The organism is Variovorax sp. UC74_104 (assembly GCF_044055375.1).
Classification (GTDB): Bacteria; Pseudomonadota; Gammaproteobacteria; order Burkholderiales; family Burkholderiaceae_C; genus Variovorax.
In genome coordinates this window covers 4,269,753-4,296,060 of record NZ_CP171978.1, presented here as the reverse complement: position 1 = coordinate 4,296,060, position 26,308 = coordinate 4,269,753, and the positions used below count along the sequence as shown (strand labels likewise).

General features: G+C 67.8%; 25 protein-coding genes. 15 read left to right on the top strand and 10 right to left on the bottom strand.

Annotated elements, in window-relative coordinates; translation table 11 throughout:
• Positions 1-35: 35 nt before the first annotated feature.
• From proX to proV, 3 genes are read right to left on the bottom strand one after another with little or no spacing between them, the layout of a single operon-like run.
• Complete coding sequence (proX, locus tag ACHMXA_RS20180) at positions 36-1,058, bottom strand: glycine betaine/L-proline ABC transporter substrate-binding protein ProX (protein WP_176666619.1); 1,023 nt, start codon at positions 1,056-1,058, stop codon at positions 36-38.
• A gap of 17 nt (positions 1,059-1,075) precedes the next feature.
• Positions 1,076-2,254 (bottom strand): glycine betaine/L-proline ABC transporter permease ProW, encoded by a 1,179-nt coding sequence (proW, locus tag ACHMXA_RS20175; protein ID WP_176666618.1) that lies wholly within the window; start codon positions 2,252-2,254, stop codon positions 1,076-1,078.
• A 22-nt stretch (positions 2,255-2,276) separates the two neighbouring features.
• Complete coding sequence (gene proV / locus ACHMXA_RS20170; RefSeq protein ID WP_176666617.1) at positions 2,277-3,548, bottom strand: glycine betaine/L-proline ABC transporter ATP-binding protein ProV; 1,272 nt, start codon at positions 3,546-3,548, stop codon at positions 2,277-2,279.
• 524 nt (positions 3,549-4,072) lie between these two features.
• Between proV and fumC the strand changes: the two genes are divergently transcribed.
• On the top strand, positions 4,073-5,470 hold the full coding sequence (fumC, locus tag ACHMXA_RS20165; RefSeq protein ID WP_176666616.1) for a class II fumarate hydratase: 1,398 nt from the start codon (positions 4,073-4,075) through the stop codon (positions 5,468-5,470).
• A gap of 61 nt (positions 5,471-5,531) precedes the next feature.
• On the opposite strand, the gene ACHMXA_RS20160 is transcribed toward fumC, so the two are convergent.
• Positions 5,532-6,149 (bottom strand): NAD(P)-dependent oxidoreductase, encoded by a 618-nt coding sequence (locus ACHMXA_RS20160; RefSeq protein ID WP_176666615.1) that lies wholly within the window; start codon positions 6,147-6,149, stop codon positions 5,532-5,534.
• A 122-nt stretch (positions 6,150-6,271) separates the two neighbouring features.
• On the opposite strand from ACHMXA_RS20160, the gene ACHMXA_RS20155 reads away from it, so the two are divergent.
• On the top strand, positions 6,272-7,201 hold the full coding sequence (locus tag ACHMXA_RS20155) for a LysR family transcriptional regulator (RefSeq protein WP_176666614.1): 930 nt from the start codon (positions 6,272-6,274) through the stop codon (positions 7,199-7,201).
• 6 nt (positions 7,202-7,207) lie between these two features.
• On the opposite strand, the gene ACHMXA_RS20150 is transcribed toward ACHMXA_RS20155, so the two are convergent.
• Entirely contained in the window at positions 7,208-7,843 is a 636-nt protein-coding gene (locus tag ACHMXA_RS20150) for a YqhA family protein (protein WP_176666613.1), read from the bottom strand.
• Between the two features lie 163 nt (positions 7,844-8,006).
• On the opposite strand from ACHMXA_RS20150, the gene acs reads away from it, so the two are divergent.
• Positions 8,007-10,007: an acetate--CoA ligase gene (acs, locus tag ACHMXA_RS20145; RefSeq protein ID WP_395316278.1), complete on the top strand. Its 2,001-nt coding sequence runs from the start codon at positions 8,007-8,009 to the stop codon at positions 10,005-10,007.
• 279 nt (positions 10,008-10,286) lie between these two features.
• A complete protein-coding gene (locus tag ACHMXA_RS20140; RefSeq protein WP_176666611.1) occupies positions 10,287-10,787 on the top strand; it encodes a LapA family protein in 501 nt (166 codons plus the stop codon).
• 25 nt (positions 10,788-10,812) lie between these two features.
• On the opposite strand, the gene ACHMXA_RS20135 is transcribed toward ACHMXA_RS20140, so the two are convergent.
• Positions 10,813-11,127: a c-type cytochrome gene (locus tag ACHMXA_RS20135; RefSeq protein WP_176666610.1), complete on the bottom strand. Its 315-nt coding sequence runs from the start codon at positions 11,125-11,127 to the stop codon at positions 10,813-10,815.
• Positions 11,128-11,232: 105 nt separating this feature from the next.
• Between ACHMXA_RS20135 and ACHMXA_RS20130 the strand changes: the two genes are divergently transcribed.
• The gene (locus ACHMXA_RS20130) at positions 11,233-11,487 is read left to right on the top strand and encodes a TIGR04438 family Trp-rich protein (protein WP_176666609.1); all 255 of its coding nucleotides are present in this window, start codon (positions 11,233-11,235) and stop codon (positions 11,485-11,487) included.
• A gap of 58 nt (positions 11,488-11,545) precedes the next feature.
• Positions 11,546-12,376 (top strand): DUF3592 domain-containing protein, encoded by an 831-nt coding sequence (locus ACHMXA_RS20125; protein ID WP_176666608.1) that lies wholly within the window; start codon positions 11,546-11,548, stop codon positions 12,374-12,376.
• Between the two features lie 108 nt (positions 12,377-12,484).
• On the opposite strand, the gene ilvD is transcribed toward ACHMXA_RS20125, so the two are convergent.
• Positions 12,485-14,179, bottom strand: a complete 1,695-nt coding sequence (gene ilvD, locus ACHMXA_RS20120) for a dihydroxy-acid dehydratase (RefSeq protein ID WP_176666607.1) — start codon at positions 14,177-14,179, stop codon at positions 12,485-12,487.
• Between the two features lie 103 nt (positions 14,180-14,282).
• On the opposite strand from ilvD, the gene ACHMXA_RS20115 reads away from it, so the two are divergent.
• Positions 14,283-15,242: a LysR family transcriptional regulator gene (locus ACHMXA_RS20115; RefSeq protein ID WP_176666606.1), complete on the top strand. Its 960-nt coding sequence runs from the start codon at positions 14,283-14,285 to the stop codon at positions 15,240-15,242.
• Here the strand turns inward: ACHMXA_RS20115 and ACHMXA_RS20110 are convergent.
• On the bottom strand, positions 15,239-16,180 hold the full coding sequence (locus ACHMXA_RS20110) for a LysR family transcriptional regulator (protein WP_176666605.1): 942 nt from the start codon (positions 16,178-16,180) through the stop codon (positions 15,239-15,241). The genes ACHMXA_RS20115 and ACHMXA_RS20110 overlap by 4 nt on opposite strands.
• Before the next feature lie 142 nt (positions 16,181-16,322).
• On the opposite strand from ACHMXA_RS20110, the gene ACHMXA_RS20105 reads away from it, so the two are divergent.
• The 8 genes from ACHMXA_RS20105 (at position 16,323) to ACHMXA_RS20070 (ending at position 24,081) form a co-directional block, all read left to right on the top strand.
• On the top strand, positions 16,323-17,096 hold the full coding sequence (locus tag ACHMXA_RS20105) for an SDR family oxidoreductase (RefSeq protein WP_176666604.1): 774 nt from the start codon (positions 16,323-16,325) through the stop codon (positions 17,094-17,096).
• A 44-nt stretch (positions 17,097-17,140) separates the two neighbouring features.
• Positions 17,141-17,410, top strand: coding sequence for a hypothetical protein (locus ACHMXA_RS20100; RefSeq protein WP_176666603.1), 270 nt, complete (start codon positions 17,141-17,143; stop codon positions 17,408-17,410).
• A gap of 57 nt (positions 17,411-17,467) precedes the next feature.
• Entirely contained in the window at positions 17,468-18,301 is an 834-nt protein-coding gene (gene lgt / locus ACHMXA_RS20095; RefSeq protein WP_176666602.1) for a prolipoprotein diacylglyceryl transferase, read from the top strand.
• Between the two features lie 158 nt (positions 18,302-18,459).
• On the top strand, positions 18,460-19,128 hold the full coding sequence (locus ACHMXA_RS20090; RefSeq protein WP_176666601.1) for a GntR family transcriptional regulator: 669 nt from the start codon (positions 18,460-18,462) through the stop codon (positions 19,126-19,128).
• Between the two features lie 37 nt (positions 19,129-19,165).
• Complete coding sequence (locus ACHMXA_RS20085) at positions 19,166-20,632, top strand: malonyl-CoA decarboxylase (protein ID WP_176666600.1); 1,467 nt, start codon at positions 19,166-19,168, stop codon at positions 20,630-20,632.
• A 114-nt stretch (positions 20,633-20,746) separates the two neighbouring features.
• Positions 20,747-21,733: a Bug family tripartite tricarboxylate transporter substrate binding protein gene (locus ACHMXA_RS20080; RefSeq protein ID WP_395316277.1), complete on the top strand. Its 987-nt coding sequence runs from the start codon at positions 20,747-20,749 to the stop codon at positions 21,731-21,733.
• On the top strand, positions 21,730-22,524 hold the full coding sequence (locus ACHMXA_RS20075) for an enoyl-CoA hydratase/isomerase family protein (protein WP_395316276.1): 795 nt from the start codon (positions 21,730-21,732) through the stop codon (positions 22,522-22,524). The genes ACHMXA_RS20080 and ACHMXA_RS20075 overlap by 4 nt, the downstream gene beginning before the upstream one ends.
• Positions 22,525-22,542: 18 nt before the next feature.
• The gene (locus tag ACHMXA_RS20070) at positions 22,543-24,081 is read left to right on the top strand and encodes a malonyl-CoA synthase (protein WP_395316275.1); all 1,539 of its coding nucleotides are present in this window, start codon (positions 22,543-22,545) and stop codon (positions 24,079-24,081) included.
• Positions 24,082-24,087: 6 nt separating this feature from the next.
• Here ACHMXA_RS20070 and ACHMXA_RS20065 read toward each other — a convergent pair whose 3' ends face one another.
• Together ACHMXA_RS20065 and ACHMXA_RS20060 are read right to left on the bottom strand one after the other, a co-directional pair.
• A complete protein-coding gene (locus ACHMXA_RS20065; RefSeq protein WP_395316274.1) occupies positions 24,088-25,161 on the bottom strand; it encodes a phenylacetaldoxime dehydratase family protein in 1,074 nt (357 codons plus the stop codon).
• A gap of 17 nt (positions 25,162-25,178) precedes the next feature.
• Complete coding sequence (locus tag ACHMXA_RS20060; protein WP_395316273.1) at positions 25,179-26,198, bottom strand: carbon-nitrogen hydrolase family protein; 1,020 nt, start codon at positions 26,196-26,198, stop codon at positions 25,179-25,181.
• Positions 26,199-26,308: the final 110 nt, after the last annotated feature.

Here is a 26,308-nt window from a genome sequence, read left to right as displayed (position 1 = left end):
CCCCCCGATTATCTCAGCCGCCGCGCCTGCCCCGCTTACCTTGCCGCTTCCCGGGCCTGCTCCACCCAGCCGTCGAAGAGCTGCCGGTGCGCCCGGATCCACCCGTCGGCATGGCGCTCCACGTCCTGCTGGGTGTTGGCGTCCTGGCTCATGCGCAGGTTCTGGGCGTTGATGTCGCCGATCGGCAGCTTCATCACCTCGAACAGCTTCGCCGCGGCCGGGTTCTTCTCGACGAAGGCCCGGTTGGCGACGATCTGCTCGTTGTTGGCCTGGAAGCCGTAGTTCCTGCCGTTGGGCAGCTGGGTGTCGACATTGCCGCCGTCGCCCTGCGACGACGAGAACGGCACCTGCAGCCACACCACGTCCTTGCCCGGGCGCAGCACGGCGCTGACCCAGTACGGCGTCCACGTGTAGTACAGCACCGGCTTGTCCTGCCTGAATCGCGCGATGGTGTCGGCCATCAGCGCGGCGTAGCTGCCTTGCCGGTGGCTGACGGTGTCGCGCAGCTGGTAGGCCGTCAGGTGGTTCTCGATGGCGAGCTCGCAGCCCCAGCCGGGGTTGCAGCCCGTGAGGTCGGCCTTGCCGTCGCCGTCGATGTCGAACAGCTTCGCGATGGCCGGGTCTTTCAGCTGCGCGATGTTGGTGATGCCGTACTGCTCGGCCGTCTTGCGGTCGATCAGGTAGCCCTGCACCGCGCCTTCGGAATACACGCCCTTGCGCCAGAGCTTGGCGTCGCCGCCGCTGTTCTTGTAGAAGTCGGCGTGCAGCAGGCTCCAGTGGTGGGCCATGAAGGTGGCGTCGCCGTTGGCGATGGCCAGGTGCTCGGTGGCGGGCTCCAGGTCCTTCATGGGCTCGACCTTGTAGCCGAGCTTCTCCAGGCCGCGCATCACCAGCAGCGTCTGGAAGGCTTCTTCCGCAAGCGAGCTCTTCAGCGGCTGCACGGTGACGCCCTTGCCGGGCAGGTCGTTGGCGGCCTGGGCGGCCGCGCCCGAGGCCACGAAGGCGAGGGCGAGCAGGCCGCGGGCGATGAATCCGGTCTTGTTCCTGACGAAGTTCATGTGGCGGGTTCCTCCGTTCATCGCGCCTGTGCGGAAAGGGCGGGCGCGGGCTCGGCGTCGTTGCGGGCCGGTGCCACTGCACGCTGCAGCATGCGAAGCGCAAGGCCCACCGGCCCCGTGTGCCACCAGCGGCGGCCGCCGCCGCGACGCGACTTGCCCATGGCCTGCGTCAGGCGGTCCAGCGAGATCGCCAGCAGAACGATGCCCAGGCCGCCCACGGTGGCCAGGCCCATGTCGAGCCGGCCGATGCCGCGCAGCACCATCTGGCCGAGGCCGCCCACGGCGATCATCGAGGCGATGACCACCATCGACAGCGACAGCATCAGCGCCTGGTTGATGCCCGCCATGATCGACGGCATGGCCAGCGGCAGTTGCACCTTCACCAGCATCTGCCACGGCGAGGCGCCGTAGGCGCGCGCAGCCTCGATCAGGTCGGGGCGCACCTGGCGCAGGCCGAGGTTGGTCAGGCGCACCAGCGGCGCCAGCGCGAAGACGATGGTCACGATCACGCCCGGCACATTGCCGATGCCGAACAGCATCACCACCGGCACCAGGTACACGAAGGCCGGCGTGGTCTGCATCGCGTCGAGCACCGGACGCATCACGCGCTGCGCGCGGTCGCTGCTGGCCAGCAGCACGCCCAGCGGCAGGCCCACGGCCATGCAGAACACCAGCGAGGTCAGCACCAGCGACAGCGTCACCATCGCCTCGGGCCAGATGCCCAGCATGGCCACCAGCAGCAGCGCCACCGTGGTGCCGATGGCCAGCGCGCGGCCGGCGAACTGCCAGGCCAGCAGGCCGATGAGCGCGATCATCGCCAGCGTGGGCAGGCCGGTGAGCAGGCCCTGGATCCAGTTCAGCGTGCCGTCGATGGGCAGGCGCACGGTCTGGAAGAAGGGGCGGAAATGCTCCACCACCCAGCCCAGGCCGCTGTTGATCCAGGATTCGATGGGCAGCGAGCCATCCCACAGGCGGTGCAGTTGCAGGCCGCCCGCGGCATCGGCGTGGCCGGCGAGCTGATGGGCGCTATCGAGCGGCGCGGGGGCGTCGAGCCAGGCGCTGGTTGCGGAGGTGTCGGGCGCGGCCGACAGGGCTTCCCACGGGTCGACCGGCGCCGGCGCGGCAGCGGGCGTCGCGAGCGCGGTCGATGCGTCGTTCATCGGCGCGAGTTCGGAGGGCAGTGCGGTGTCGTTCATCTGTTGTGTCCTTCGATTTCGTTCAGGCGGCAGTGGCGGCGGCGGTGGAGACAACGGCGGCCACGGGTTGCTGCGGCTGGTGCGCCGGGTCGATGGGCGGCGTGTCGCGATCGAGGAACTTCAGCAGCGTCGTCTTGCTGATCGCGCCGCAGAAGCGGCCGTCCGCCGCCACCACCGGCACCGCGCACGGCGCCTGGGCCACCTGGCCGAAGAGGCCGGCCACGGGCGCATCGGCGTCGATCGTGCCGAGGTCGTTCAGGAACGCGTGGCGCAGGCCCAGCGGGCCGGAATGGCCGTCGAGCGCCGCGCGCAGGGTGTCGGCCGACACGGTGCCCAGGTAGCGCTTGCTCGGGCTGGTGACGTAGGCGAAGTCGCGGTCCTGGTCTTCGAGCTGCTTGAGCGCCGCGCGCGCGCCGCGCTCGGGGTGCTCGCAGACCACGGTGAGCTGCTTGCGCGCGATATCGCCCGCCTTGAATACGGCGGCCGCGTCCACGCCGCGCACGAAGCTGCGCACGTAGTCGTTGGCGGGGCTGCGCAAAATCTCGTCGGGCGTGCCGACCTGGATCACCTGGCCGTCCTTCATGATCGCGATGCGGTCGCCGATGCGCATGGCCTCGTCGAGGTCGTGCGAGATGAAGACGATGGTGCGGCGCTGCTCCTGCTGCAGGCGCAGTAGCTCCGACTGCATCTCGGTGCGGATGATCGGATCGAGCGCCGAGAAGGCCTCGTCCATCAGCAGGATCGACGGATCGGAGGCCAGCGCGCGCGCCAGGCCCACGCGCTGCTGCATGCCGCCGGAGAGCTCGTCGGGGTAGCTGTCGCCCCAGCCCGCCAGGCCCACCTGCGCGAGCGCCTTGTCGGCCTGCGCGAGGCGCTCCTTCTTGCCGGTGCCCGAGAGCTCTAGGCCGAAGGCGGTGTTCTCGCGCACCGTCATGTGCGGCATCAGCGCGAACGACTGGAACACCATGCTGATGTCCTTGCGGCGCAGCGCGCGAAGCCGCGCGTCGGAATGCTCGTTGATGTCGGCGCCGTCGATCACGATGCGCCCGGCGGTCGGCTCGATCAGCCGGTTCAGCAGCCGCACCAGCGTCGACTTGCCCGAGCCCGAGAGGCCCATGATGACGAAGATTTCCCCGGCCTGGATCTCGAAGGTGGCGTCGAACACGCCGATCGACTGGCCGGTGCGCGCCAGGATCTCCTTCTTCGAAAGTCCTTGGCGGACCAGCTCCAGCGCTTGTTCGGGCTCGTCGCCGAACACCTTGAAGACATGGTCGATGAGAATTCCTTTGGCCATACGTCGGGGCTCCTTGGGTGAAGGGTTGACAGATCGCCGTCCTTCGGAAGCTCCGGAAGCTCCAAAAAGGGCGACGCGACCACGCCCCAGCCCGTCAGATGGAGGGGCTGCCGACAGGCACTGAAGACGACAGGGCGACGAAGCCAGTGCCCGCCGGATGCTTCATCCGCAGCGCGACGGGCCTGGTCGAGGGGCGCCGGCTGGATGAGCTTGACGTGGCAATGGGGCTGGAAAGATCCGGCCGGTTTGCCGGGCAGGGCCCGGCGGGAGCACCTTGCACCGCGACGGGATTCGGAGATCCGCGAGTAGTGCAGGCTTGACCAACGTTGTCATCATGACTTGTTGGTCGTCAGAAGCTGTCAATTATAACTTTTTGACATGATGAGGTCAAGGCAAGCGGCAGGGCGCCGGTGTCGGCGGCGGTGCAATGCCCTCGTCAGATGAGAGCTACTCTCATCGGGGCGATACTCCATGGCGCGCCGGCAAGCGGCGCGACCTTTCATGATCCTGCGGAGCTTTTTCTCATGACGACTTCCCCCAAGACCCGTGCCGAGCGCGATACCTTCGGACCCATCGACGTGCCGGCCGACAAGCTGTGGGGCGCGCAGACGCAGCGCTCGCTGCAGAACTTCGACATCTCCGGCGAGCAGCAGCCGCGCGAGATCATCAAGGCGCTGGCCCAGGTCAAGCGCGCTTCCGCCGTGGTCAACCACGCGCTGGGCCTGCAGGACGAGAAGAAAACCAACGCGATCGTGGCCGCGGCCGACGAGGTCATCGCCGGCAAGCACCCGGGCGAGTTCCCGCTGGTAGTCTGGCAGACCGGCTCGGGCACGCAGACCAACATGAACGTCAACGAGGTGCTGGCCAACCGCGCCAGCGAAATCCTCGGCGGCGAGCGCGGTGAAGGACGCCTCGTGCACCCGAACGACGACGTGAACCGCAGCCAGTCGAGCAACGACGTGTTCCCCACGGCGATGCACGTGGCGGCCGTCGAGGCCATCACCCACAAGCTGCTGCCGGCCATCGCGAAGCTGCGCGGCACGCTGGAGCAGAAGTCGAAGGACTTCGCCGACATCGTGAAGATCGGCCGCACCCACCTGCAGGACGCCACGCCCCTCACGCTGGGCCAGGAGTTCTCCGGCTATGTCGCGCAGCTGGCTCATGGCGAGGCGCACGTGCGCGCCGCGCTGCCGCACCTGTGCGAACTGGCGCTGGGCGGCACGGCCGTCGGCACCGGCCTCAATGCGCCCAAGGGCTATGCGGAGCAGGTGGCGGCCGAACTGGCGAAGCTCACCGGCCTACCGTTCGTGACCGCGCCGAACAAGTTCGAAGCCATGGCCAGCGTCGATGCGCTGGTGCACGCGCACGGCGCGCTGAAGACGCTGGCCGCCAGCATGAACAAGATCGCCAACGACGTGCGCTGGCTCGCCAGCGGCCCGCGCAGCGGCATCGGCGAACTGAGCATTCCCGAGAACGAGCCGGGCTCGTCGATCATGCCGGGCAAGGTCAACCCGACGCAGAGCGAGGCGGTGACGATGCTGGCCGCGCAGGTGTTCGGCAACGACGTGGCCATCAACATCGGCGGCGCCTCGGGCAACTTCGAGCTGAACGTGTTCCGTCCGATGGTGGCGCACAACTTCCTGCAGAGCGTACGCCTGCTGGCCGACGGCATGGTGAGCTTCAACGACCACTGCGCGGTGGGCATCGAGCCCAACCGCGAGCGCATCACCGAGCTGGTGCAGCGCTCGCTGATGCTGGTGACGGCGCTGAACACGCACATCGGCTACGACAAGTCGGCCTACATCGCGAAGAAGGCGCACAAGGAAGGCACCAGCCTGCGCGATGCGGCGATCGCATCGGGCCACCTGACGGCCGAGCAGTTCGACCAGTGGGTGGTGCCGGAGAACATGACCGGGCGTTGATCCGGCCGGCTCAAACGAAAAAAGGACCCTCGCAGGTCCTTTTTTGTTTTCTGCCTGCAGCTCAATATCCGATGGTGTAGCGCTGGCGCGAGTGCGCGGGCTTTTCGAGTTCGTCGATGAACGCGATCGCGTAGTCCGCGAAGCTGATCCAGCTGCGGCCTTCGGCGCTCACGAGCAGGTCGTCCTTGCCCAGGCGGAACTTGCCGGTGCGCTCGCCTTCGACGAATTCGGCGGAGGGCGAGAGGAAGGTCCAGTCCAGGTCCTTCTCGTTGCGCAGCGTGTCGAGGAACACGCCGCCGGCCGAGGCTTCGGCGCGGTACGCGTCGGGGAAGTTGGGCGTGTCGATCACCTTCAGGCCGGGCGCCGCGAACAGGCTGCCCGCGCCGCCGACCACCAGCAGGCGCTTCACGCCGGCGCGCTTCGTTGGCTCGATGATGGCCGCGGGCGGCACGGTGGCGAAGTGCGCGGCGCTGAACACGGCGTCGTGGCCGGCCAGGGTCTTCTCAAGCGCAGCGCCGTCGAGCACGTCGAGATCGACGGCCTTCACGTTGGCGCGGCCCGCCAGCTTGGCGCTGGCCTTGCGGGCGATGGCGGTGACGGTGTGGCCGCGGCGCAGGGCCTCGTCGAGAAGCTGGCTGCCGGCGCGTCCGGTGGCGCCGATGATGGCGATGTGGCTCATGGTGACTCCTGTGAAAGATCGGAAGGATCGAGAGATCGGGATGGGATGGAGCGAATCTTAGGTTTCTGGTTTCGAAAGAAATACCTCGATTTGCGCGCTTGTTTATTCCTAAAATCGTTCGAATGGATCGATTGAATGCAATGCGCGTGTTCGTCGCCGTGGTCGATTCGGGCAGTCTTTCGGCCGCGGCCGACAAGCTCGACATGTCCCGCCCGGTCGTCACGCGCTATGTCGCCGAACTGGAGCAGTGGACCGGTGCGCGCCTGCTGCATCGCACGACGCGTCGCCTGAGCCTCACGGCGGCGGGAGAGGAGCTCCTGCCGCGCTGCCGCCAGGTGCTGGAGCTCACGGGCGACATGCAGGCCGCGGTGCGGCATCCGGCGGAGGCTCCGCGCGGGCAGCTTCGCATCACGGCCAGCACTTCGTTCGCACAGGCCCAACTGGCCGATGCCATGGCCGACTATGTGCGGATCTATCCGGGCGTGGCGGTCGACCTGGTGCTGCTGGATCGTGCGGTGAACCTCGTCGACGAACGCATCGACCTCGCGATCCGCGTGGCGGCCGAGATCGACCCGAACCTGATTGCGCGGCGGCTCACCGATTGCCGTTCGGTGGTGTGTGCCTCACCGGCCTATCTGAAGGAGCACGGCAGGCCGTCGAGCGTGGAAGAGCTGGCGCAGCGTAACTGCCTCACGCACTCGTACTTCGGGCGCAGTCTTTGGAATTTCACGCGCAAGGAAAGCGGGGAGCCGGTGTCGGTGGCGGTCGGCGGCAACGTGTCGACCAACGATGCGGCGAGCCTGATGTACCTGGCGAGGGCAGGGGCCGGCATCGCGATGCTGCCGACATACCTCACGTCGCAGCTGCTGCAGTCCGGCGAACTGGTGCGGCTCTTCGGTGATTTCGAGCCGCAGGTGGTAGGCATGTACGCGGTGTATGCATCGCGCAAGCACATGCCGGCCACGCTGCGCACGATGCTCGATTTTCTGGCCGCGCGCTTCACCGATCCACCCGCCTGGGACGTGCTGCCGCAGGCGGGTCGGGGCGGCTGAACAGGCTCAGTGCGGGTCGGCGGGCGGATGGGCAGGTGCCATCAGCCGGTCGGTGTAGGCGATGGCCATCGCCGAGAACAGGAACGCGATGTGGATCACGGTCTGCGCGATCAGCACGCGGTCTGTGTAGTTGTCCGCGTTGATGAAGGTCTTCAGCAGGTGGATGGAGCTGATGCCGATGATGGCGGTGGCCAGCTTCACCTTGAGCACCGAGGCGTTCACATGGCTCAGCCACTCGGGCTGGTCGCGGTGGCCTTCGAGGTCCATGCGGCTCACGAAGGTTTCGTAGCCGCCAACGATCACCATGATAAGCAGGTTGGAGATCATCACCACGTCGATCAGCGCGAGCACCACGAGCATGATGACCGTCTCGTTCAGCGTGCCCACTGGCGCCGTGGTCTTGTAGCCGATGCTGGTGATTAGCGCCTGCAGCGCATCCTTGGAGCCGAAGGCGGCCTCCACCAGGTGCAGCAACTCGACCAGGAAGTGCACCACATACACCGCCTGCGCCACGATCAGGCCCAGGTACAGCGGCAGCTGCAGCCAGCGGCTTGCGAAGATCAGCTTGGGCAGGGGGCGAAGCGGCGAACCACGGCGTGGTACGGGCGGGTTCCGGGTGTCGAAAGGGTCGGGAGCAGACATCTGCAGTCCGGTTGTGGAGGACCGCGAATTCTAGGGGTGTCCCGGTGACGCCCTCGTGATAACCCCGAGAGGGCCATCGAACAGGCTCTAACATGGCAGCCGTCAGTGACCCGTAAGTCGGTCCGCCGACATTACGGCCGCACCCATCCTGGAGACAAAGAGCATGAGCAGCAGCGCATCGAAGAACATTGAATCCGTCCTGGTCGAGAACCGCGTCTTCCCGCCGGACGCCCGCGCCACGCAAGGCGCACGCATTTCCGGCATGGCCGCCTACGAGGCCCTGTGCAAGGAAGCCGAGAACGACTTCGAGGGTTTCTGGACCCGCCTGGCCAAGGACAACCTGAACTGGACCAAGCCCTTCACCAGGACGCTCGACGAATCGAATGCGCCGTTCTACCAGTGGTTCGGCGACGGCGAGCTCAACGCCAGCGCCAACTGCCTCGACAGGCACATCGGCACCCCGGTCGAGAACAAGACCGCCATCGTCTTCGAGGCCGACGACGGCACCGTCACCAAGGTCACCTACAAGGAGCTGCTCGCGCGCGTGAGCCAGTTCGCCAACGCGCTGAAGGCGCGCGGCATCAAGAAGGGCGACCGCGTCATCGTCTACATGCCGATGACCATCGAGGGCGTCGTCGCCATGCAGGCCTGTGCGCGCATCGGCGCCACCCACAGCGTGGTGTTCGGCGGCTTCTCGGCCAAGGCGCTGCAGGAGCGAATCATCGACGCGGGCGCGGTGGCGGTCATCACGGCCAACTACCAACTGCGCGGCGGCAAGGAGCTGCCGCTGAAGGCCATCGTGGACGACGGCATCGCGCTGGGCGGCTGCGAGTCGATCAAGACCGTGCTGGTGTACGAGCGCACGCCCACCGCGTGGAACCGCGTCGAGGGCCGCGACATCAGCTTCACCGAGGCGCTGAAGGGGCAGGGCACCGAATGCGCGCCTGTGCCGGTCAACGCCGAGCATCCGCTCTTCATCCTCTACACCTCGGGCTCCACCGGCAAGCCCAAGGGCGTGCAGCACTCCACCGGCGGCTACCTGCTGTGGGCGAAGCTCACGATGGACTGGACCTTCGACATCCGCCCCGAGGACGTGTTCTGGTGCACCGCCGACATCGGCTGGATCACCGGCCACACCTACGTCGCCTACGGCCCGCTCGCGGCCGGTGCCACGCAGGTGGTGTTCGAGGGCATCCCGACCTTCCCGCACGCGGGCCGCTTCTGGCAGATGATCGAGAAGCACAAGGTCAGCGTGTTCTACACGGCGCCCACCGCGATCCGCTCGCTCATCAAGGCGGCCGACGGCGACGAGAAGGTGCATCCGAAGAACTGGGACCTCACCAGCCTGCGCATCCTCGGGTCGGTCGGCGAGCCGATCAATCCCGAGGCCTGGATGTGGTACCACCGCAATGTGGGCGGCGAGCGCTGCCCCATCGTCGACACCTTCTGGCAGACCGAGACCGGCGGCCACGTCATCACGCCGCTGCCGGGCGCCACGCCGCTGGTGCCGGGCTCGTGCACGCTGCCGCTGCCGGGCATCATGGCCGCCATCGTCGACGAGACCGGTAAAGACCTGCCCAACGGCGCGGGCGGCATGCTGGTCATCAAGCGGCCCTGGCCCTCGATGATCCGCACGATCTGGAACGACCCCGAGCGCTTCAAGAAGAGCTACTTCCCCGAGGAAATGGGCGGCACGATCTACCTCGCCGGCGACGGCGCGGTGCGCAGCGCCGACCGCGGCTACTTCCGCATCACCGGCCGTATCGACGACGTGCTGAATGTGTCGGGCCACCGCCTGGGGACGATGGAGATCGAATCGGCGCTGGTCGCCAAGACCGACCTGGTGGCAGAAGCCGCCGTGGTGGGCCGCCCCGACGACGTGACGGGCGAGGCCGTGTGCGCCTTTGTCGTTCTCAAGCGCTCACGCCCGACCGGCGAGGAAGCCAAGCAGATCGCCAACGAACTGCGCAACTGGGTCGCCAAGGAAATCGGCCCCATCGCCAAGCCCAAGGACATCCGCTTCGGCGACAACCTGCCCAAGACCCGCAGCGGCAAGATCATGCGCCGCCTGCTGCGCAGCATCGCCAAGGGCGAGGCGATCACGCAGGACACGTCGACGCTGGAAAACCCTGCGATCCTGGAGCAGTTGTCGCAGACGAACTGATCCGGGATCCGGCCGGAGGCCGGTACGTGCGAAGCACGTTAGCAGGTGAAGACGGCACTCATATCGCGCAGCGATGTGAGGTGCCGGCAGAATCCGGCGATCCTGGAGCAGTTGTCGCAGACGAACTGACCAGCAGTGCATTAGTGCTGTAGGACATGGCCGTTTATGCGGCCATTTGCGCCGAACGGGGCTCTTCGCTGAGGTAAAACCGTCGCAACCACCGCGCGCCTCGATGCGCACGGGTTCCGACGTGTTCGATCTTTCCGAAGGAGGCCCCAAATGGGCGTGAGATCCGCTTTTCTTTTCGTCGTCGTGCTGCTCATCGTGGCGCTCGCCGCGCTCAACTGGGGCACGCTGGCCACGCCCACCGACGTGTGGCTGGGCTTCATGACCGTCTCGGCCCCGCTGGGCCTCCTGATGCTGGGGCTGACCGCGGTGCTGGCGGCCTTCTTCCTCGTCTATGTGCTGTACCTGCACAGTTCGGTGCTGATCGACACCAAGCGCCACACCAAGGAAATGCAGGCCCAGCGCGACCTGGCCGACAAGGCGGAGGCATCGCGCTTCACCGAGCTGCGCAACTTCCTGGAGGCGCAGGAGAACAAGCACATGGCGCAGAACGCCGATCGCCAGACGGCGATCCTGGCGCGGCTGGAGCAGCTCGAGACGGCGATCCGACTGCGCTCGGACCAGACCGACAACACCCTGGCTGCCCACATCGGCCAGCTCGAGGACCGCATCGAGCGCCGGCCCGTGCCGGCCGACATCAACCCGCAGATCTGACGCAAAGCCAGGCCCGGCGGCGGGCTTACTTCGTCGACAGCACCCAGGCTGCGAGCTTCTTCGCGTCGGCTTCGCTGACCTGGTTGTTCGCTGGCATCGGCACCGGCCCCCACACGCCGGAGCCGCCCTTCATGATCTTGTTGGCGAGGGTGTCGACGGCACCCTTGTCGTCCTTGTACTTGGCGGCCACGTCCTTGAACGAGGGGCCGAGGACCTTGCGCTCGACCGCGTGGCAGCTCATGCAGTTCTTCGAGGTCGCCAGCGCCAGATCGGCGAAGGCAGGCGCGGCGAGTGCGGTGAGGCCGAGGCCCAGGACTGCCGGCAGCAAGACTCTTTTCATGGGGTGTAATTGTTAAATGCTGAGTTACATTCGACTCAACGCGATTGTAGGTAGGCCCGTGCACGGCGCCGGATGCGTTGCCAATACAACCCTGAGGGATTCGCGATGTGGTTTCTGGGATTGGGCCTGCTTGCTCTGGCCCTCAAGTATTTCGAGATCGGCATGGTCGCCACATGGAGCTGGTGGATCGTGCTGTCGCCGTTCGCGATGGCCGTCGCATGGTGGGCGTGGGCCGATTCGTCGGGCTACACCAAGCGCAAGGTCGTCGAGCGGGAAGACCGTCGCAAGCAGGCGCGCATCGACCGCCAGAAGAACAACATGGGCATGAAGACCGGCAACGGGCAGCGGCCGCGCCGCTGAGCCGCTTGTTCTTCCATCGGCCGGAGTCCGCGCACCGCATGCATCACGCTGAAGTGCCATGGACGAGGAAGCCACCACCCGCGCGCTGATCGTCTTCGGACTGTCGCTGCTGATCGGCCCGGCCATCGGCGGGCTCGTGGGTTGGCTCAAGAACTTCTTCTGGGGTGTGGGCGTGGGCGCCTTGCTCATCGGCTGCGCCGGTCTCTATGGCGCGGCCACCCTCGGCTGGAATCGCTACCAGTCGATCGCCGGCACCGCGAGCGTGCAGGGCAGCCTGGTCGAATTCGTCGACGAGCAGAGCAAGGACAGCAAGGGCCGCGTCACCGTATCGCGCGCGCCCATCGTCGAGTACGTCACGCCGGATGGGCAGAAGCGCCGCGTCAAGGGCCTCGGCGGCGGACTGTCGGGCAAGGAGTGGGGCGATCCGGTAGAGGTGCGCTACCGCGTGGCCGACCCCGCGCAGGCGCTGGTGGCCGATTTCCAGAACATGTGGGGTGGCGTCTGGGGGCTCGGCATCTTCGGTGCCTTTCCCGCGATGTTCGGCCTGTTCTTCATAGGCATGGCGCGCCAGGACGCGCGCGAAAGGCAAGGCACCTATGAGCGGGCGCAGGTACGCGAACCCACGCCCGGCCAGAAGCGCTGGCGCACGCGCGGCACCGTGCTTGCCAACCTCGTCTTCCTGGCCGGCTTCGCGCTCGTCTTCCTCTATCCGGACCCGAGCCCGATGAAGCAGTTCGGCGCGGGCTTCATGACCGTCGGCGCCGGCGCCATGCTGCACTTTCTCGTGCAGAGCCTGCCGCCGGCGATGGATTTCCAGTCGCGCAGCATCCTCGCGATCGTCGGCCTTGGTTTCCTGGCCTTCGGCTACGGCGCGTGGATGATGGCTTAGGCAAGGCTCGCCCCTAGGCTGCGTGCACTTCGTGTCACTTCGCCAACCCCCGACCGGGGGCAACACCGAGGCCCGGCAAAGCCGGTTCCTCGGTGTTTCGCGCAAGGATCAGAACTTGTCGAGCACCGCGCCCGAGCTGGCGCTCGACGCGTTGAACGCGAACTTCGCCTGCACGCCGCGCGTGTAGCGCGGAGCGGGGGCCTTCCAGCCTTCGCGGCGCTTGGCGATCTCGGCTTCGGGCACGTTCAGTTCGAGCTTGAGCTGGTGCGCGTCGATGGTGATCGAGTCGCCCTCGTTCACGAAGGCGATGGTGCCGCCGGCAGCGGCTTCGGGCGCCACGTGGCCCACCACCATGCCCCAGGTGCCGCCGGAGAAGCGGCCGTCGGTGATCAGGCCCACGCTCTCGCCGAGGCCCGCGCCGATGAGTGCGCCGGTCGGCGCCAGCATCTCGGGCATGCCGGGGCCGCCCTTGGGGCCGAGGTAGCGCAGCACCATCACGTCGCCGGCCTTGATCTTGCCGTCCAGGATCGCCTTGAGCGCCGACTGCTCGTCGTCGAACACGCGGGCCGGGCCGGTGATGACGGGGTTCTTCAGGCCGGTGATCTTGGCGACAGCGCCCTCGGGCGACAGGTTGCCCTTGAGGATGGCGAGGTGGCCTTCCTCGTACATCGGGTTGTCGATGGTGCGGATCACGTCCTGGTCGGCGCGCGGCACGTCCGGCACGTCCTTGAGCACTTCGGCGATGGTCTGGCCGCTGATGGTGATGCAGTCGCCGTGCAGCAGGCCCGCGTTCAGCAGCACCTTCATCACTTGCGGGATGCCGCCGGCCTGGTGCAGGTCGACCGCGAGGTACTTGCCCGAGGGCTTCAGGTCGCAGATCACGGGCACCTTCTTGCGCATGCGCTCGAAGTCGTCGATGGTCCACTCGACCTCGGCGGCATGCGCGATCGCCAGGAAGTGCAGCACCGCGTTGGTCGAGCCGCCCGTGGCCATGATGACGGCAACGGCGTTCTCGATGGCCTTCTTGGTCACGATGTCGCGCGGCTTAAGGTCTTTCTTGATGGCCTCGATCAGCACCTTGGCCGATTCCTTGGCCGAGTTGGCCTTCTCGTCGTGCGGGTTGGCCATGGTCGACGAGTAGGGCAGCGAGATGCCCAGCGCCTCGAATGCGCTCGACATGGTGTTGGCGGTGTACATGCCGCCGCACGAGCCGGTGCCGGGAATGGCGCGCTTCTCGATCTCGTGCAGGTCTTCGTCGCTCATGTTGCCGGCGGCGTTCTGGCCCACGGCCTCGAACACGCTCACGATGTTCAGGTCCTGGCCCTTGTATTTGCCGGGAAGGATGGTGCCGCCGTAGACGTAGATGGCCGGCACGTTGGCGCGCAGCATGCCCATGAGGCCGCCGGGCATGTTCTTGTCGCAGCCGCCGACCACCAGCACGCCGTCCATCCACTGGCCGCCCACGCAGGTCTCGATGCAGTCGGAGATGACTTCGCGGCTGACCAGCGAGTACTTCATGCCCTCGGTGCCCATGGCCATGCCGTCGGAGATGGTGGGGGTGCCGAACACCTGCGCGTTGCCGCCGGCTTCCTCGATGCCGGCGATGGCCGCGTCTGCCAGCTTCTGCAGGCCCGAGTTGCACGGCGTGATGGTGCTGTGGCCGTTGGCGACGCCGACCATCGGCTTCTTGAAGTCGCCTTCCTCGTAGCCCATGGCGTAGAACATCGAGCGGTTGGGGGCGCGGCTCTTGCCTTCGACGATGTTGGCGCTGCGGCGGTTGATCTGGATTGGCTTGGTGTCCATGGTGTCTCTTCTGTCGTGGGGAGATCCGGGGGGGGCTCAAGTATCGGACTTCTGATTGATTGCTTCCAATCCATTTTCAATTGCAGATTGATATGCTCGGCATATGAATGAAGCCCTCGTCGACCTGCGGGCCTGGCGCCAGTTCGTCGCCGTGGCCGAGGAACTGCACTTCGGCCGCGCCGCGCAGCGGCTGCACATGACGCAGCCGCCGGTCACCCAGGCCATCGCCCAGCTGGAGAAGACGCTGGGCGTGGTGCTGTTCGACCGCACCCGGCGGCGCGTGGCGCTCACGCCGGCGGGCGAGGCGCTGCTGCCCGACGTGCGAGAGCTGCTGGCCCGCGCGCAGGCACTGCCTGCGCGGGCACGCGCGGCGGCGGCGGGGCAGGTGGGGCGGGTGCGGATCGGCTTCGTGTCGACGGTGGGCTTCGAGCAGCTGCCCGCATGGGTGCGCGAATTCCGCGTGCTGTGCCCCGAGGTCGCGCTGGAGCTGGTGGAGGCCACCGGCGACGTGCAGCTCGAAGCATTCGCGCGCGGCGAGATCGATGCCGGGCTGATGCTGCATTCGCCCGGCGCCGCGCCGCCCGGGCTCGCGCGCCTTGCCGTGTCGGAGGAGCCGCTGGTGCTGGCGCTGCCCGAGCGGCATGCGCTCGCGCGCACCGGCAAGCTGCTCCTGGCGGACGTGCTCGCCGAGCCGCTGGTGATCTTTCCGCGCCGCATCGTGCCTTCGCTGCACGACGCCATCTTCGACCTGTACCACGCTGCCGGCCGCACGCCGCAACTGGGGCAGGAGGCGATACAGATGCAGACCATCGTGAACCTCGTCTCGGGCGGCATCGGCGTGGCCTGGGTGCCGGAGAGCGTCACGCAGTTCCGCCGTGCGGGCGTGGTGTACCGGCGTGCCGAGGAGTTCGCGCCGGCCCCGCGGCGTCGTACCCCGCCGGAGTTGCCTGCCTGCGAGACCAGCCTGGTGTGGCCCGAGGGAGCGGCCAGTCCGGCGCTCGCGCGCTTCATCGCCTTCGTGCGCGAGCGGGGGGCTGGTTCGAAGAGCCGGGGCGAGGCTTAGCGGGCCTTGCGAGTACGTCCGCCAGCGGGCTGCGCCGGCTTGTCGAGCGCATCGGCCAGCACCGTCTCGAGCCAGCCTGCGAAGGCCTGCATGCGCCGCGAGAGGTTGCGCCGGTGCGGATATACCAGCTGCACGGGCAGCGGCTCGGCGCGGGCCTCGGGCAGCACCTCGACCAGCTCGCCGGCTGCCAGGTGCTCGCGCACGTCGTAGGCCGGAATCTGGATCAGGCCCAGCCCGGCCAGCGCGCAGGCGATGTAGGTCTCGGCGTTGTTCGCCGCCACCTGGCTGCGCATGCGCAGTGTCGCGGTCTCGCCGTCGCGCAGCCATTCCCAGGGCGCGGCGCGGCCGCTGGTCGGCGAGGCGTAGTTGACGGCGACGTGCTGCGGCAGGTCGGCGGGCGTGCGCGGCGTGCCGTGGCGCTCGAGGTAGGCTGGGCTCGCGCAGTTGATCAGCGTGAAATGCCCGATGGGACGCGCCACGAGGCTGCTGCTGGCCAGCGGGCCGACGCGCAGCGCGCAGTCGACGCCTTCGAGCACGAGGTCCACCGCGCGGTCGCTGGAGCCCAGTTCCAGTTCGATGGCCGGATGGCGCCTGAAGAACTCCGGAAGCGCGGGCGCGATGAGCCGCCGCGCGATGCGGCTGGGCACGTCGACCTTCAGGCGCCCGCTCACCTGGCCATGCGCGGGCAGGAACTGCTGCTCCATGTCCTCCATGTCGGCTACCAGCGCGCGGGCGCGCTCCAGCATCACTTCGCCGTCGGGCGTGAGGCCGACGCGGCGCGTGGTCCGGTGCAAAAGGCGGGAGCCGAGGCGGGTTTCGAGCTGCTGCACGGCCGTGGAGACGCTGGCGCGCGGCAGGCCCAGGCGGTCGGCGGCGCGCGTGAAGCTGCCGGTTTCGGCCACGCGTACGAAGACCTGGAGGAGGTCGATGCGGTCCATGGAGTGGAGAAGGAAAGGGAACTCGATTGTTCGTGAAGTCCTGAATAGTCTAGCCTTGAACGATCTATTTATCTCTGCGAAGGCGATCAATAGACTGGCCTCTCCCGTCACACATCCAAGCTTCAACCAAGGAGGCCATTCCATGTCCGCACGCACCCTCAAGAACAAGGTCGCCGTCATCGCCGGCGGCGGCAAGAACCTCGGCGCTCTCATCGGCCACCAGCTGGTCGACGGCGGCGCCAGGGGCATCGCCATCCACTACAACAGCGACGCCTCGCGCGCCGATGCCGAGAAGACCGCCGCCGAACTCAAGGCCAAGGGTGCCGACACGCTGCTGGTGCAGGGCGACCTCTCGGTGGTCGAGAACTGCGTCGGCCTGTTCGACAAGGCGGTGAAGCACTTCGGCCAGGTCGACATCGCGATCAACACGGCCGGCGTGGTCATCAAGAAGCCGATCCTCGACGTCACCGAAGCCGACTACGACAAGAGCTTCGACGCCAACGCCAAGGCCGCCTTCTTCTTCATCCAGCAGGCCGGCCGCACGCTGGCCGACGGCGGCAGCATCGTCACGCTGGTGAGCTCGCTGCTGGCGGCCTACACGCCGTTCTATGCGATCTACCCGGGCTCGAAGGCCGCGGTGGAGCACTACACGCGCGCCGCATCGAAGGAGTTCGGCGAGCGCGGCATCTCGGTCAACGCCATCGGCCCCGGGCCCATGGACACGCCGTTCTTCTACGGCCAGGAGAGCAAGGAGGCCGTGGAGTACCACAGCAGCGCTGCCGCGCTCAGCAAGTTCTCGAAGAAGGGCCTGACCGACATCGAGGACATCGCGCCCATCGTGCGTTTCCTCGTCACCGAGGGCTGGTGGATCACCGGCCAGACGATCTTCGCCAATGGCGGCTACACGACGCGCTGACCCGCGTGCAGATCCGGCAAGATGCCGCGAGGAGGACGAACGACATGCACACGATCATGGTGATGGGCGGCGGCTTCGTGCTGCTGGCGGTGTTCCTGTTGGCCGGGCGCCTGCTGGGCGACGGCTCCCCGGCGGCGCTGGCCGTGGCGGCCAAGTGGTTCATCCCGGCGTGGTTCGTCGGGGCGGGCATCAACATGGCCGTGGGCGTGATCAAGGCCGGGTATTCGGTGGCCGAGGAACTGCCGATCTTCCTGCTGATCTTCGCGGTGCCGGCCCTGGTCGCGGGGCTCTTGTGGTGGAAGTTCGGGCGCTGATTTCCACCTGAAAAGCCCCGTCCCGGCCCCGACATCCGGCCGGGGCACAATCCGCGGATGCTCATGTATCCGCATATCGACCCCATCGCCCTGCAAATCGGGCCGGTGGCCATTCACTGGTACGGCCTGACCTACCTGGCCGCGTTTGCGCTGTTCTATTTCCTCGGCACGCGCCGCCTGCGGCACGAGCCTTTCCGCAGCCTGGTGGATGCGGGCGTGTGGCAGCGCAGGGACATCGAGGACATTCTTTTCCTCGGCGTAATGGGCGTCATCGTCGGCGGTCGGCTGGGCTATTGCCTGTTCTACAAGCCCGAGTTCTATCTCACGCATCCGCTCGAGATCCTCTACGTGTGGCAGGGCGGCATGAGCTTCCACGGCGGGCTGCTTGGCGTGATCGGCGCGATGGTGTGGTTCTCGTATTCGCGCAAGCGGCCGTTCTGGCAGGTGATGGACTTCGTCTCGCCCTGCGTGCCGACGGGCCTCGCGGCCGGCCGCGTGGGCAACTTCATCAACGGCGAGCTGTGGGGCCGCTTCAGCAGCCCCGACCTGCCCTGGGGCATGGTGTTTCCGCAGAGCGGATCGATGCTGCCGCGCCATCCCTCGCAGGTCTACCAGTTCCTGCTCGAGGGGCTGCTGCTCTTCGTCGTGATGTGGCTCTATGCACGCAAGGAGCGCAAGCAGGGTCAGGTGGCCTCGGTGTTCCTCATCGGCTACGGCGTGCTGCGCTTCGTGGCCGAGTTCTTCCGCGAGCCCGATGACTTCCTCGGCCTGCGGGCGCTCAACCTGAGCCAGGGGCAGTGGCTGAGCATCCCGATGATCGTCGCGGGCATCGCGCTGTGGTTCTGGTTCGGCCGCACCGGCGGCAAGACGGCCAGCGCCGCGCGCGCCTGAGCTTTCAGGGAAAAGGGCCCTTCGGGGCAAAGGGCCCTTCGGGGCCGTTTGTTTTAAGGGTAACTACCCGCCGTGCATTCGACGTGCGGCACTTGCGCCGGGCGGTGAGCGGGCTCAGAATTACGTGTAATTACAGGAAATTATGCGCCCCTGATCCCATGCGCCTGGTCCCCAACTCCCTGCACGACGAAGTCGCCGCCACGCTGCGCGAGCAGATCTTCGACGGCTCGCTGGCCCCCGGGAGCTTCGTCGACGAGATCGCCCTGTGCGAGCGGCTCTCCATCTCGCGCACGCCGCTGCGCGAAGCGCTCAAGGTGCTCACTGCCGAAGGCCTGCTGCGCCACGAGCCGCGCCGCGGCTGCTTCGTCAACGAGGTGACCGAGCGCGATCTCGACGAGATCTTCCCGGTCATCGCGCTGCTCGAAGGCCGCTGCGCCTACGAGGCGGCCCGCAACGCCAGCGACGCCGAACTGCAGGAGCTCGACGCGCTGCACGAGCGCCTCGTGCGCCACGCCAGGGCCAAGCGCATCAACGACTACTACGCGACCAATCACATCATCCACGAGGCGATCATCAAGCTGGCCGACAACAAGTGGCTGGCCCAGGTGATCGGCGACCTGCGCAAGATCCTCAAGCTCGCCCGGCTGCAGCAGCTGCATGCCCCGGGGCGGCTCGAGCAGAGCCTGTCGGAGCACCTGGCCGTGTTCGCGGCGCTGAAGGCGCGCGACAGCGAGGGCGCCGACGCAGCCATGCGCACGCACCTCACCCGCCAGCGCGAGGCGCTGCGCGAGGTCGCGCGCCAGCAGAAATCCAGGGTGATGTCGTGACAGGCGTGACAACCCCTTCAAGCATTGGAGTGCCCCAATGAGTGCGACCGAATGGTTCCAGGCGCGGCTGCGTTCTGGAGAGAAATCCAAAGTGCCCGTGGCGCCCGAAGGCGTGGCAAAGAGCGCATCGAAGAACGCGCCCAAGCCCAGCGTCCGCACGACCGCCGAGCGCCTTCAGGCCACGCTGCGCAAGGCCGACGAGGCCCTGTCGCCGCGCGCGCTGCGCCGCGTGCTGGCCGACCTGCAGGCCGTGATCGACCCGCGCGTGAGCGAGGTCGAGGGCGGCCGCCGCGCGCATGCCATTGCCGACGCCTACCGCGCCGCCACGGCCGACGAGCGCCGCGATTACTGGGCGCTCATGAGCGAGCATTTCGCCGCCGATGCGCAGAAGCTCAAGACCGCGCGTGACCAGCACCAGGCCGCAGTCGGCACGCCCGACGAGGGCCAAGCCGAGCTGCGCCTGCGCCGCGCGCTGGTGTCGCCGCGCATGCGCCTGCTGCAGCGCTTCGCGGTCGAGCCCGAGGGCATGCGCTTCCTGGTCGACCTGCGCGCCGACCTGCTGCCGTGCCTGAAGGCCGACAAGCGCCTGCTCGCGCTCGATGCAGAGCTCGAACAGCTCTTCTCCACCTGGTTCGACGTCGCCTTCCTGGAGCTTCGCCGCATCGACTGGGATTCGCCGGCCTCGCTGATCGAGAAGCTCATCCGCTACGAGGCGGTGCACGACATCAAGAGCTGGTCCGACGTGAAGAACCGGCTCGACGACAGCGACCGCCGCTGCTACGGCTTCTTCCATCCGCGCCTGCCCAACGAGCCGCTGATCTTCGTCGAGGTGGCGCTGGTCGACCGCATCAGCGACGGCATCACGCCGCTGCTCGACGAAACCGCGGTGCCGGTGCCCGCGGCGCGGGCCACCACCGCCATCTTCTATTCGATCAGCAACACGCAGAACGGCCTGCGCGGCGTGAGCTTCGGCGACTCGCTCATCAAGCGCGTGGTCGAGACGCTGCAGGAAGAACTGCCGCGCCTGAAGACCTTCGCCACGCTCTCGCCGATTCCGGGTTTTCGCACCTGGCTCGCGAAGAACGCCGCCGACCTGCTGCCGCGCCTGGACGAGAAGCGCGAGGCCGAACTGGGCCGCCTCGTCGGCTCGCTACCGCCGACGGCCGAGCGCCTGCTCGCCGCCGTGGACGGCGCCGCGAGCTTCGACGCCAAGTCGCCGCTGCGGCAGTGGCTGATGCAGGCGGCCGCCGAGTATCTCGGCCGCGCTCTGGTCGACGGCACGCCGGCCGATCCGGTGGCGCGATTCCACCTCGGCAACGGCGCGCGCGTCGAGCGCCTGAACTGGGCCGGCGATCCGTCGCCCAAGGGGCACAAGCAGTCCTACGGGCTCATGGTCAACTACCTTTATGACCTCAAGCGCCTGGACAAGCACCGCGCCTGGCTGGCCGAGGGCAGGGTGGCGGTATCGGGAGACATCGAAGGCCTGTATTTCAAGAAAGGCTGAAGTCCGTCAAAGAGGAAGCAGAGGAAGTCGAAGCAGAGCAAAGAGCCGGCGCACACAAGGCCGGCAGCCGCACGGGGCGGCAAGATCCACAACGACACACAGGAGATGAGACAAATGAATTCAAGCTTTCAGCGCCGCGACGTACTGCGCGTGGCCGCCGCCGGTGCGGCCGTTCTGTGCGGCGCCGCGCGGGCCCAGCAGGGCTGGCCGACGAAGCCCGTGACGATGATCGTGCCGTTCCCGGCCGGTGGCGGCACGGACGCTTTCGCGCGGCCGCTGTCGGGGCAGTTCTCGCGCGTCGCGGGGCAGACGCTGGTCATCGACAACCGCGGCGGGGCAGGGGGCACGCTGGGCGCCAGCATCGCCGCCAAGGCGCCGGCCGACGGCTACACGCTTTTCATGGGCGCGGTGCACCACGCGATCGCGCCGTCCATCTACCCGAAGCTCGACTACGACATCGAGAAAGACTTCGTGCCGCTGATGCTGCTGGCCAACGTGCCGCAGGTGGTGGTGATCAACCCGAAGCGGGTGCAGGCCAACACCATCCAGGAATTCATCGCGCTGGTGAAGCGCAACCCCGGCAAGTTCAACTACGGCTCGGCCGGCTCGGGCACCTCGCACCACCTGGCGGGCGAGCTCTTCAAGATCCAGACCGGCACCTTCATCACGCACATTCCGTACCGCGGCGCGGGCCCGGCGCTGTCGGACCTGATCTCGGGCAACGTCGACCTGATGTTCGACGGCCTGGGCTCCTCGGCGCAGCACATCAAGAGCGGCCGCATCAAGGCGCTGATGGTGGCCGGCACCAAGCGCAACCCGGCCTTCCTCGACGTGCCCTGCGCCGCCGAAGTGGGCCTGCCCGAGTACACCGTGACCACCTGGTACGGCCTGTGGGCGCCCAAGGGCACGCCGGCCGACACGCAGGCGCGCGCCATCGACGACATGAAGAAGTCGCTGGCCACCGACGACCTGAAGGGCATCTGGGCCCAGAACGGTTCCGAGATCCCGAACCTCACCACCACCGCCTACGGCAGCTTCGTCAATGCCGAGATCAAGCGCTGGGCCGCGGTGGTGAAGGCCTCGGGCGCCAAGCTCGAATGACGACTGGAAGCTCCATCTCCCTGCGCCGCGACGGCGCCATCGCGGTCGTCACGCTGTCGAACGCGGGGCGGCTCAACGCCATGACGCGCGCCATGTGGCGCGAACTGCGCGCGGTGTTCGACGGCCTGCGCAGCGATGGCGATGGCGACAGCGACAACGCCCTGCGCTGCGTGATCGTGCGCGGCGAGGGCGGTGCCTTCTGCGCGGGCGGCGATATTTCCGAGTACCCGTCGTTCCGCTTCAGCGAGCCCAGCCTGCGCGAGTTCCACGAGAACGAGGTCTGGGCGGCGCTGCAGGCCATGCTCGACTGCCCGCTGCCGCTGGTCGCGCAGATCGAGGGCGCCTGCATGGGCGCGGGCATCGAGATCGCGAGCTGCTGCGACATCCGCTTGGCCGGCGCCTCCGCGAAGTTCGGCGCGCCCATCGCCAAGCTCGGTTTCCCGATGGCGCCGCGCGAAGCGGCGCTGGTGCATGGCGCCATCGGCGACGTGCTCGCGCGCGACATGCTGCTGGCCGCCGGCGTGCACGGTGCGCAGCGCCTGTACGACGCCGGCTTTTTGCTGCAGGTGCTGCCCGACAACGAAGTGCCGCTGGCCGCCCAGTCGCACGCCCGGCGCATCGCCGAGCTTTCGCCGCAGGCCGCGCGCCTGCACAAGGCGACCTTCGCCGTGCTGCGTGCCGGCGCTCCTTCGGCCCACGGCCTGCTGGCCACCGCCTACGATTACGCCGATTCCGCGGAGCACCGCGAGGGCATCGCCGCGTTCCTTGCCAAGCGCCGCCCGAATTTCTGAAGAGAAGAGCCTGTCCGAATGAAGAAGTCCGCCAACGCCAACCTGTTCGCCGCCCTGCGCGCGGCCTTTCCCGCCGACCTCGACCGCATCGCCGTCGAAACCGACAGCGGCCTGTTCTATTCCTGGCGCGACCTCGAACGCGCCAGCGCCATGATCGCCAACCTGCTCGACGCTCTGAAGCTGGAGAAGGGCGCGCGCATCGCGGTGCAGGTCGAGAAGTCGGTCGAGGCGATGCTGCTGTACCTCGCCACGCTGCGCGCGGGCTACGTGTTCCTGCCGCTGAACACCGCCTACCAGAGCGCCGAGATCGAATACTTCATCGGCAACGCCGAGCCGGCCGTGGTGGTTTGCACCAGCCGCAACGCCTCGTGGGTCGCGCCCATCGCCACCGCCGCGGGCACGAAGCACGTCTTCACGCTGGACGACGACCGCACCGGCACGCTGCTCGACGTGGCCGCCCAGTGCAGCGACCGGCACGTGCCCGCGCAGCGCAAGGCCGGCGACATGGCCGCCATCCTCTACACCAGCGGCACCACCGGCCGCAGCAAGGGCGCGATGCTCACGCACGGCAACCTGCTGTCGAACGCCGAGGTGCTGAAGGACTACTGGGGCTGGACCGAAGGCGACGTGCTGATCCATGCGCTGCCCATCTTCCACGTGCACGGCCTGTTCGTCGCGCTGCACGGCGCGTTGCTCAACGGCAGCAAGATCCTGTGGTTCGCGAAGTTCGATCCGAAACGCGTCGTGCAGAAGCTGCCCGAGGCCACCGTGTTCATGGGCGTGCCCACGCTGTACGTGCGCCTGCTGGCCGAGCCGGGGCTCACGCGCGAGGCGGTGCGCAACATGCGCCTGTTCATCGCGGGCTCGGCGCCGCTGCTCATCGAGACCTTCGACGAATGGCGCGAGCGCACCGGCCACACCATCCTGGAGCGCTACGGCATGAGCGAGACGGTCATGCTCACCTCCAACCCCTACCGGCCCGAGCAGGGCGAACGCCGCGGCGGCACCGTCGGCTTCGCGCTGCCGGGCGTGCAGCTGCGCGTGCGCGACGACAGCGGCCGCGACTGCACCACCGACGAGATCGGCAACATCGAGGTCAGCGGCCCCAACGTGTTCGCAGGCTACTGGCGCATGCCCGAGAAGACGAAGGAGGAGTTCACCGCCGACGGCTTCTTCAAGACCGGCGACGTGGGCAAGATCGACGGGCGGGGCTACATCACCATCGTCGGGCGCAGCAAGGACCTGATCATCAGCGGCGGCTACAACGTATACCCCGCCGAGATCGAGGGCTACATCAACGAGATGGCGGGCGTTGCCGAGAGCGCCGTGGTCGGCGTGCCGCACCCCGACTTCGGCGAGGTGGGCGTGGCCATCGTCATTCCCAAGGCGGGCGCGGCGCTCGATGGCGATGCCATCGTGGCGGAGCTGAAATCGAAGCTCGCCAACTTCAAGATTCCGAAGCGCTGCTTCGTGGTGCCAGAGCTGCCGCGCAACGCCATGGGCAAGGTGCAGAAGGCGCTGCTGCGTACCGAGCACAAGGGGCTGTTCGCGGCCTGAGCCGGTTCAAGCCCCGACTGCCGCTGGCGCGAGTCCGTTCATCAGCCCGCTGCCCGCGTGGCAGTTGACGTACTCGTAGCTCTGCTCGTCGGCCTTGAGCACCGACACCTCGTGGTACACGCGCAGCTGCAGATGGAAGTTCAGCGCCTGCACATAGCGCATGAAGCTGCCGAAGATCGCGACGTGGGTGGGGTGCGACTCGGCCCAGCGCTCCATGTCGGCCAGCGAGCGCCAGTAGCTCAGTCCGAAGGACTTCTGCAGCGGTGTGCCCTGCGCATCCAGATGGCGCATGTAGCGGTTGCTGTAGCAGCCGATGCCCAGCCCCTGGTCGCGTAGGAAGTCCATGCCCTCGCGCAGCACGGGCTCCATGTCTTCCAGGTAGAGCTTGCGTTCCTGGCCGGTGGTGTCGGTCCACTCCTGGCCGGAGCGGATCATCGCGACGTTCTCGTGCCCTGCGATGCGCACGCGCTGCCCCGGTGCCGGCGCGCCCGCGATCACCGCCCGCGCGCCCGAGGGCGCCATCGCGTCGGTCTGCGAGAGCGGAATGCGGTCGCGCATCGAACCCCAGTAGCCGTGCTCCTGAAACTCGCCGCTGACGCCGCCCATGACCACGCCGACGCCCTCGAAGCGGTCGGGCGTGTTGAACATGGTCTCGAAGTGCTCGACGCGCGGCGAGGCGATCTCGCGGAAGTAGCCCAGGCCTTCCGCGAGCCGCTCGTCGGAGCGCCACCAGGCGTCGATGGCCGGTGTCGCGCACCAGCGGGCGTAGGCGGCGGGGTCGCTCCAGTAGGCGATGGCGATCATGTTGTCGAAGCCCTGCGCGTCGACGTAGTGCGTGAGGTCGTGATGGCCGGGCCCGTCGGGCAGGGCGAAGTCGCGTGCGATCTTCATCAGCGCGGCGCAGGCGCGGCCCTGCATCTCCGGGCCGCGCGACTGCACGCCGAAGTAGCCCATCACCACCTGCTTCACCGACACAGGGGCGCGGGCCGACCATGCGGGGTAGGGCGGCACGTAGTCGTCTTCCACGCGGCGGTGGCGCGTGCGGGGGCACTTCAGGTGCCCGTCGATGGCGGATTCCATGGCTTGCCTCCAAGGGTTCAGGCCGCAACGGGCTCGGACACGCTGGCTTCGGGTTCGGACGGCGATGGCAACGGCGCCTGCTGCACCACGACCGGCTCGCGGCGGGTCTTGTTGAACAGCAGCTGCGTGCAGTCTGGCCGCGAGTAGTGGCCGCTCGGGTCGCCGGCCGCCTTGGCGAGCGAGATCATGCCGAGGTCGATGTCGGCGACGACCAGGCCTTCCTCGTCTTCCGCGAGCGGCGTTCCCAGCGGCGAGCCGTCGGGCGCGAAGATGCGCGCGTAGCCGCCGCCGACGCGCAGCATCTGCTGCTTGCCGGCGTCGGTGCACATCAGCTCGCTCATGGCCTTCGACACGGTGGCGCAGGGCGCGATCACGAAGCACTGGCCCTCGGCCGCATACACCTGGCTCGCGGCATTGTTGACTTCGGGCCCGAGCGCGTAGGCCGCGCCGCGGTAGAGCGAGAAGCTCGGCCATGCGCCGCAGTGGATCTGCTCGTTCTGCGAATACATCGCGTACTTGCTCAGCGGCTGCAGGTGCTCCCAGCAGGCAAGCGAGCCGATGTTGCCCAGCGGCGTCTCGACCACGGCGAGGTCGGAGCCGTCACCCTCGCCGAACACCGTGCGCTCGACGTGCGTGGGCTTGAGCTTGCGCCGCGTCTGCACCGTGCGGCCCTGGTCGTCGATGAGCGCCTGCGCGATGTAGAGGCTGCCCGCAGCCTTCTCGCTGTAGCCCAGCGACACCCAGATGCCGAGCCTGCGCGCCGCCTGCGCGATGCGCTCGAACTCGGCTGAGCCGACGACCAGCGAGTTGTCGTGGTAGCGCTGCACGAACTGCATGCCCCAGGCCGGCGAATCGAGCCAGATCCACCACGGGTAGCCGGGCACCCAGGTCTCGGGGAAGGCGATGAGCTTCACGCCCTGTTTCGCGGCCTGCGCCATGAGGTCGATGGTCTTGTCGATGGTGCCGTCGAGGTCGAGGAACACGGGGGCGGCCTGCACTGCGGCGACGCGCAGCTTGGGGTGGACGGTGGTCGGCATGAATGCTTCTCCAGATGCAATGAAAGTAACGAGGCGTGGTCCGCAGGCACCGGGTTTGCGCTGTGGCATGCGGGTTGCTTGAAGCGTAGATTCGCGCCGCCTGAACGCCT

What these genes read in the sequence shown, in the direction of transcription:
- proX (WP_176666619.1), bottom strand. Translation starts at nt 1,058, where the DNA reads ATGAACTTCGTCAGGAACAAGACCGGATTCATCGCCCGCGGCCTGCTC.
- proW (WP_176666618.1), bottom strand. Translation starts at nt 2,254, where the DNA reads ATGAACGACACCGCACTGCCCTCCGAACTCGCGCCGATGAACGACGCA.
- proV (WP_176666617.1), bottom strand. Translation starts at nt 3,548, where the DNA reads ATGGCCAAAGGAATTCTCATCGACCATGTCTTCAAGGTGTTCGGCGAC.
- fumC (WP_176666616.1), top strand. Translation starts at nt 4,073, where the DNA reads ATGACGACTTCCCCCAAGACCCGTGCCGAGCGCGATACCTTCGGACCC.
- ACHMXA_RS20160 (WP_176666615.1), bottom strand. Translation starts at nt 6,149, where the DNA reads ATGAGCCACATCGCCATCATCGGCGCCACCGGACGCGCCGGCAGCCAG.
- ACHMXA_RS20155 (WP_176666614.1), top strand. Translation starts at nt 6,272, where the DNA reads ATGGATCGATTGAATGCAATGCGCGTGTTCGTCGCCGTGGTCGATTCG.
- ACHMXA_RS20150 (WP_176666613.1), bottom strand. Translation starts at nt 7,843, where the DNA reads ATGTCTGCTCCCGACCCTTTCGACACCCGGAACCCGCCCGTACCACGC.
- acs (WP_395316278.1), top strand. Translation starts at nt 8,007, where the DNA reads ATGAGCAGCAGCGCATCGAAGAACATTGAATCCGTCCTGGTCGAGAAC.
- ACHMXA_RS20140 (WP_176666611.1), top strand. Translation starts at nt 10,287, where the DNA reads ATGGGCGTGAGATCCGCTTTTCTTTTCGTCGTCGTGCTGCTCATCGTG.
- ACHMXA_RS20135 (WP_176666610.1), bottom strand. Translation starts at nt 11,127, where the DNA reads ATGAAAAGAGTCTTGCTGCCGGCAGTCCTGGGCCTCGGCCTCACCGCA.
- ACHMXA_RS20130 (WP_176666609.1), top strand. Translation starts at nt 11,233, where the DNA reads ATGTGGTTTCTGGGATTGGGCCTGCTTGCTCTGGCCCTCAAGTATTTC.
- ACHMXA_RS20125 (WP_176666608.1), top strand. Translation starts at nt 11,546, where the DNA reads ATGGACGAGGAAGCCACCACCCGCGCGCTGATCGTCTTCGGACTGTCG.
- ilvD (WP_176666607.1), bottom strand. Translation starts at nt 14,179, where the DNA reads ATGGACACCAAGCCAATCCAGATCAACCGCCGCAGCGCCAACATCGTC.
- ACHMXA_RS20115 (WP_176666606.1), top strand. Translation starts at nt 14,283, where the DNA reads ATGAATGAAGCCCTCGTCGACCTGCGGGCCTGGCGCCAGTTCGTCGCC.
- ACHMXA_RS20110 (WP_176666605.1), bottom strand. Translation starts at nt 16,180, where the DNA reads ATGGACCGCATCGACCTCCTCCAGGTCTTCGTACGCGTGGCCGAAACC.
- ACHMXA_RS20105 (WP_176666604.1), top strand. Translation starts at nt 16,323, where the DNA reads ATGTCCGCACGCACCCTCAAGAACAAGGTCGCCGTCATCGCCGGCGGC.
- ACHMXA_RS20100 (WP_176666603.1), top strand. Translation starts at nt 17,141, where the DNA reads ATGCACACGATCATGGTGATGGGCGGCGGCTTCGTGCTGCTGGCGGTG.
- lgt (WP_176666602.1), top strand. Translation starts at nt 17,468, where the DNA reads ATGCTCATGTATCCGCATATCGACCCCATCGCCCTGCAAATCGGGCCG.
- ACHMXA_RS20090 (WP_176666601.1), top strand. Translation starts at nt 18,460, where the DNA reads ATGCGCCTGGTCCCCAACTCCCTGCACGACGAAGTCGCCGCCACGCTG.
- ACHMXA_RS20085 (WP_176666600.1), top strand. Translation starts at nt 19,166, where the DNA reads ATGAGTGCGACCGAATGGTTCCAGGCGCGGCTGCGTTCTGGAGAGAAA.
- ACHMXA_RS20080 (WP_395316277.1), top strand. Translation starts at nt 20,747, where the DNA reads ATGAATTCAAGCTTTCAGCGCCGCGACGTACTGCGCGTGGCCGCCGCC.
- ACHMXA_RS20075 (WP_395316276.1), top strand. Translation starts at nt 21,730, where the DNA reads ATGACGACTGGAAGCTCCATCTCCCTGCGCCGCGACGGCGCCATCGCG.
- ACHMXA_RS20070 (WP_395316275.1), top strand. Translation starts at nt 22,543, where the DNA reads ATGAAGAAGTCCGCCAACGCCAACCTGTTCGCCGCCCTGCGCGCGGCC.
- ACHMXA_RS20065 (WP_395316274.1), bottom strand. Translation starts at nt 25,161, where the DNA reads ATGGAATCCGCCATCGACGGGCACCTGAAGTGCCCCCGCACGCGCCAC.
- ACHMXA_RS20060 (WP_395316273.1), bottom strand. Translation starts at nt 26,198, where the DNA reads ATGCCGACCACCGTCCACCCCAAGCTGCGCGTCGCCGCAGTGCAGGCC.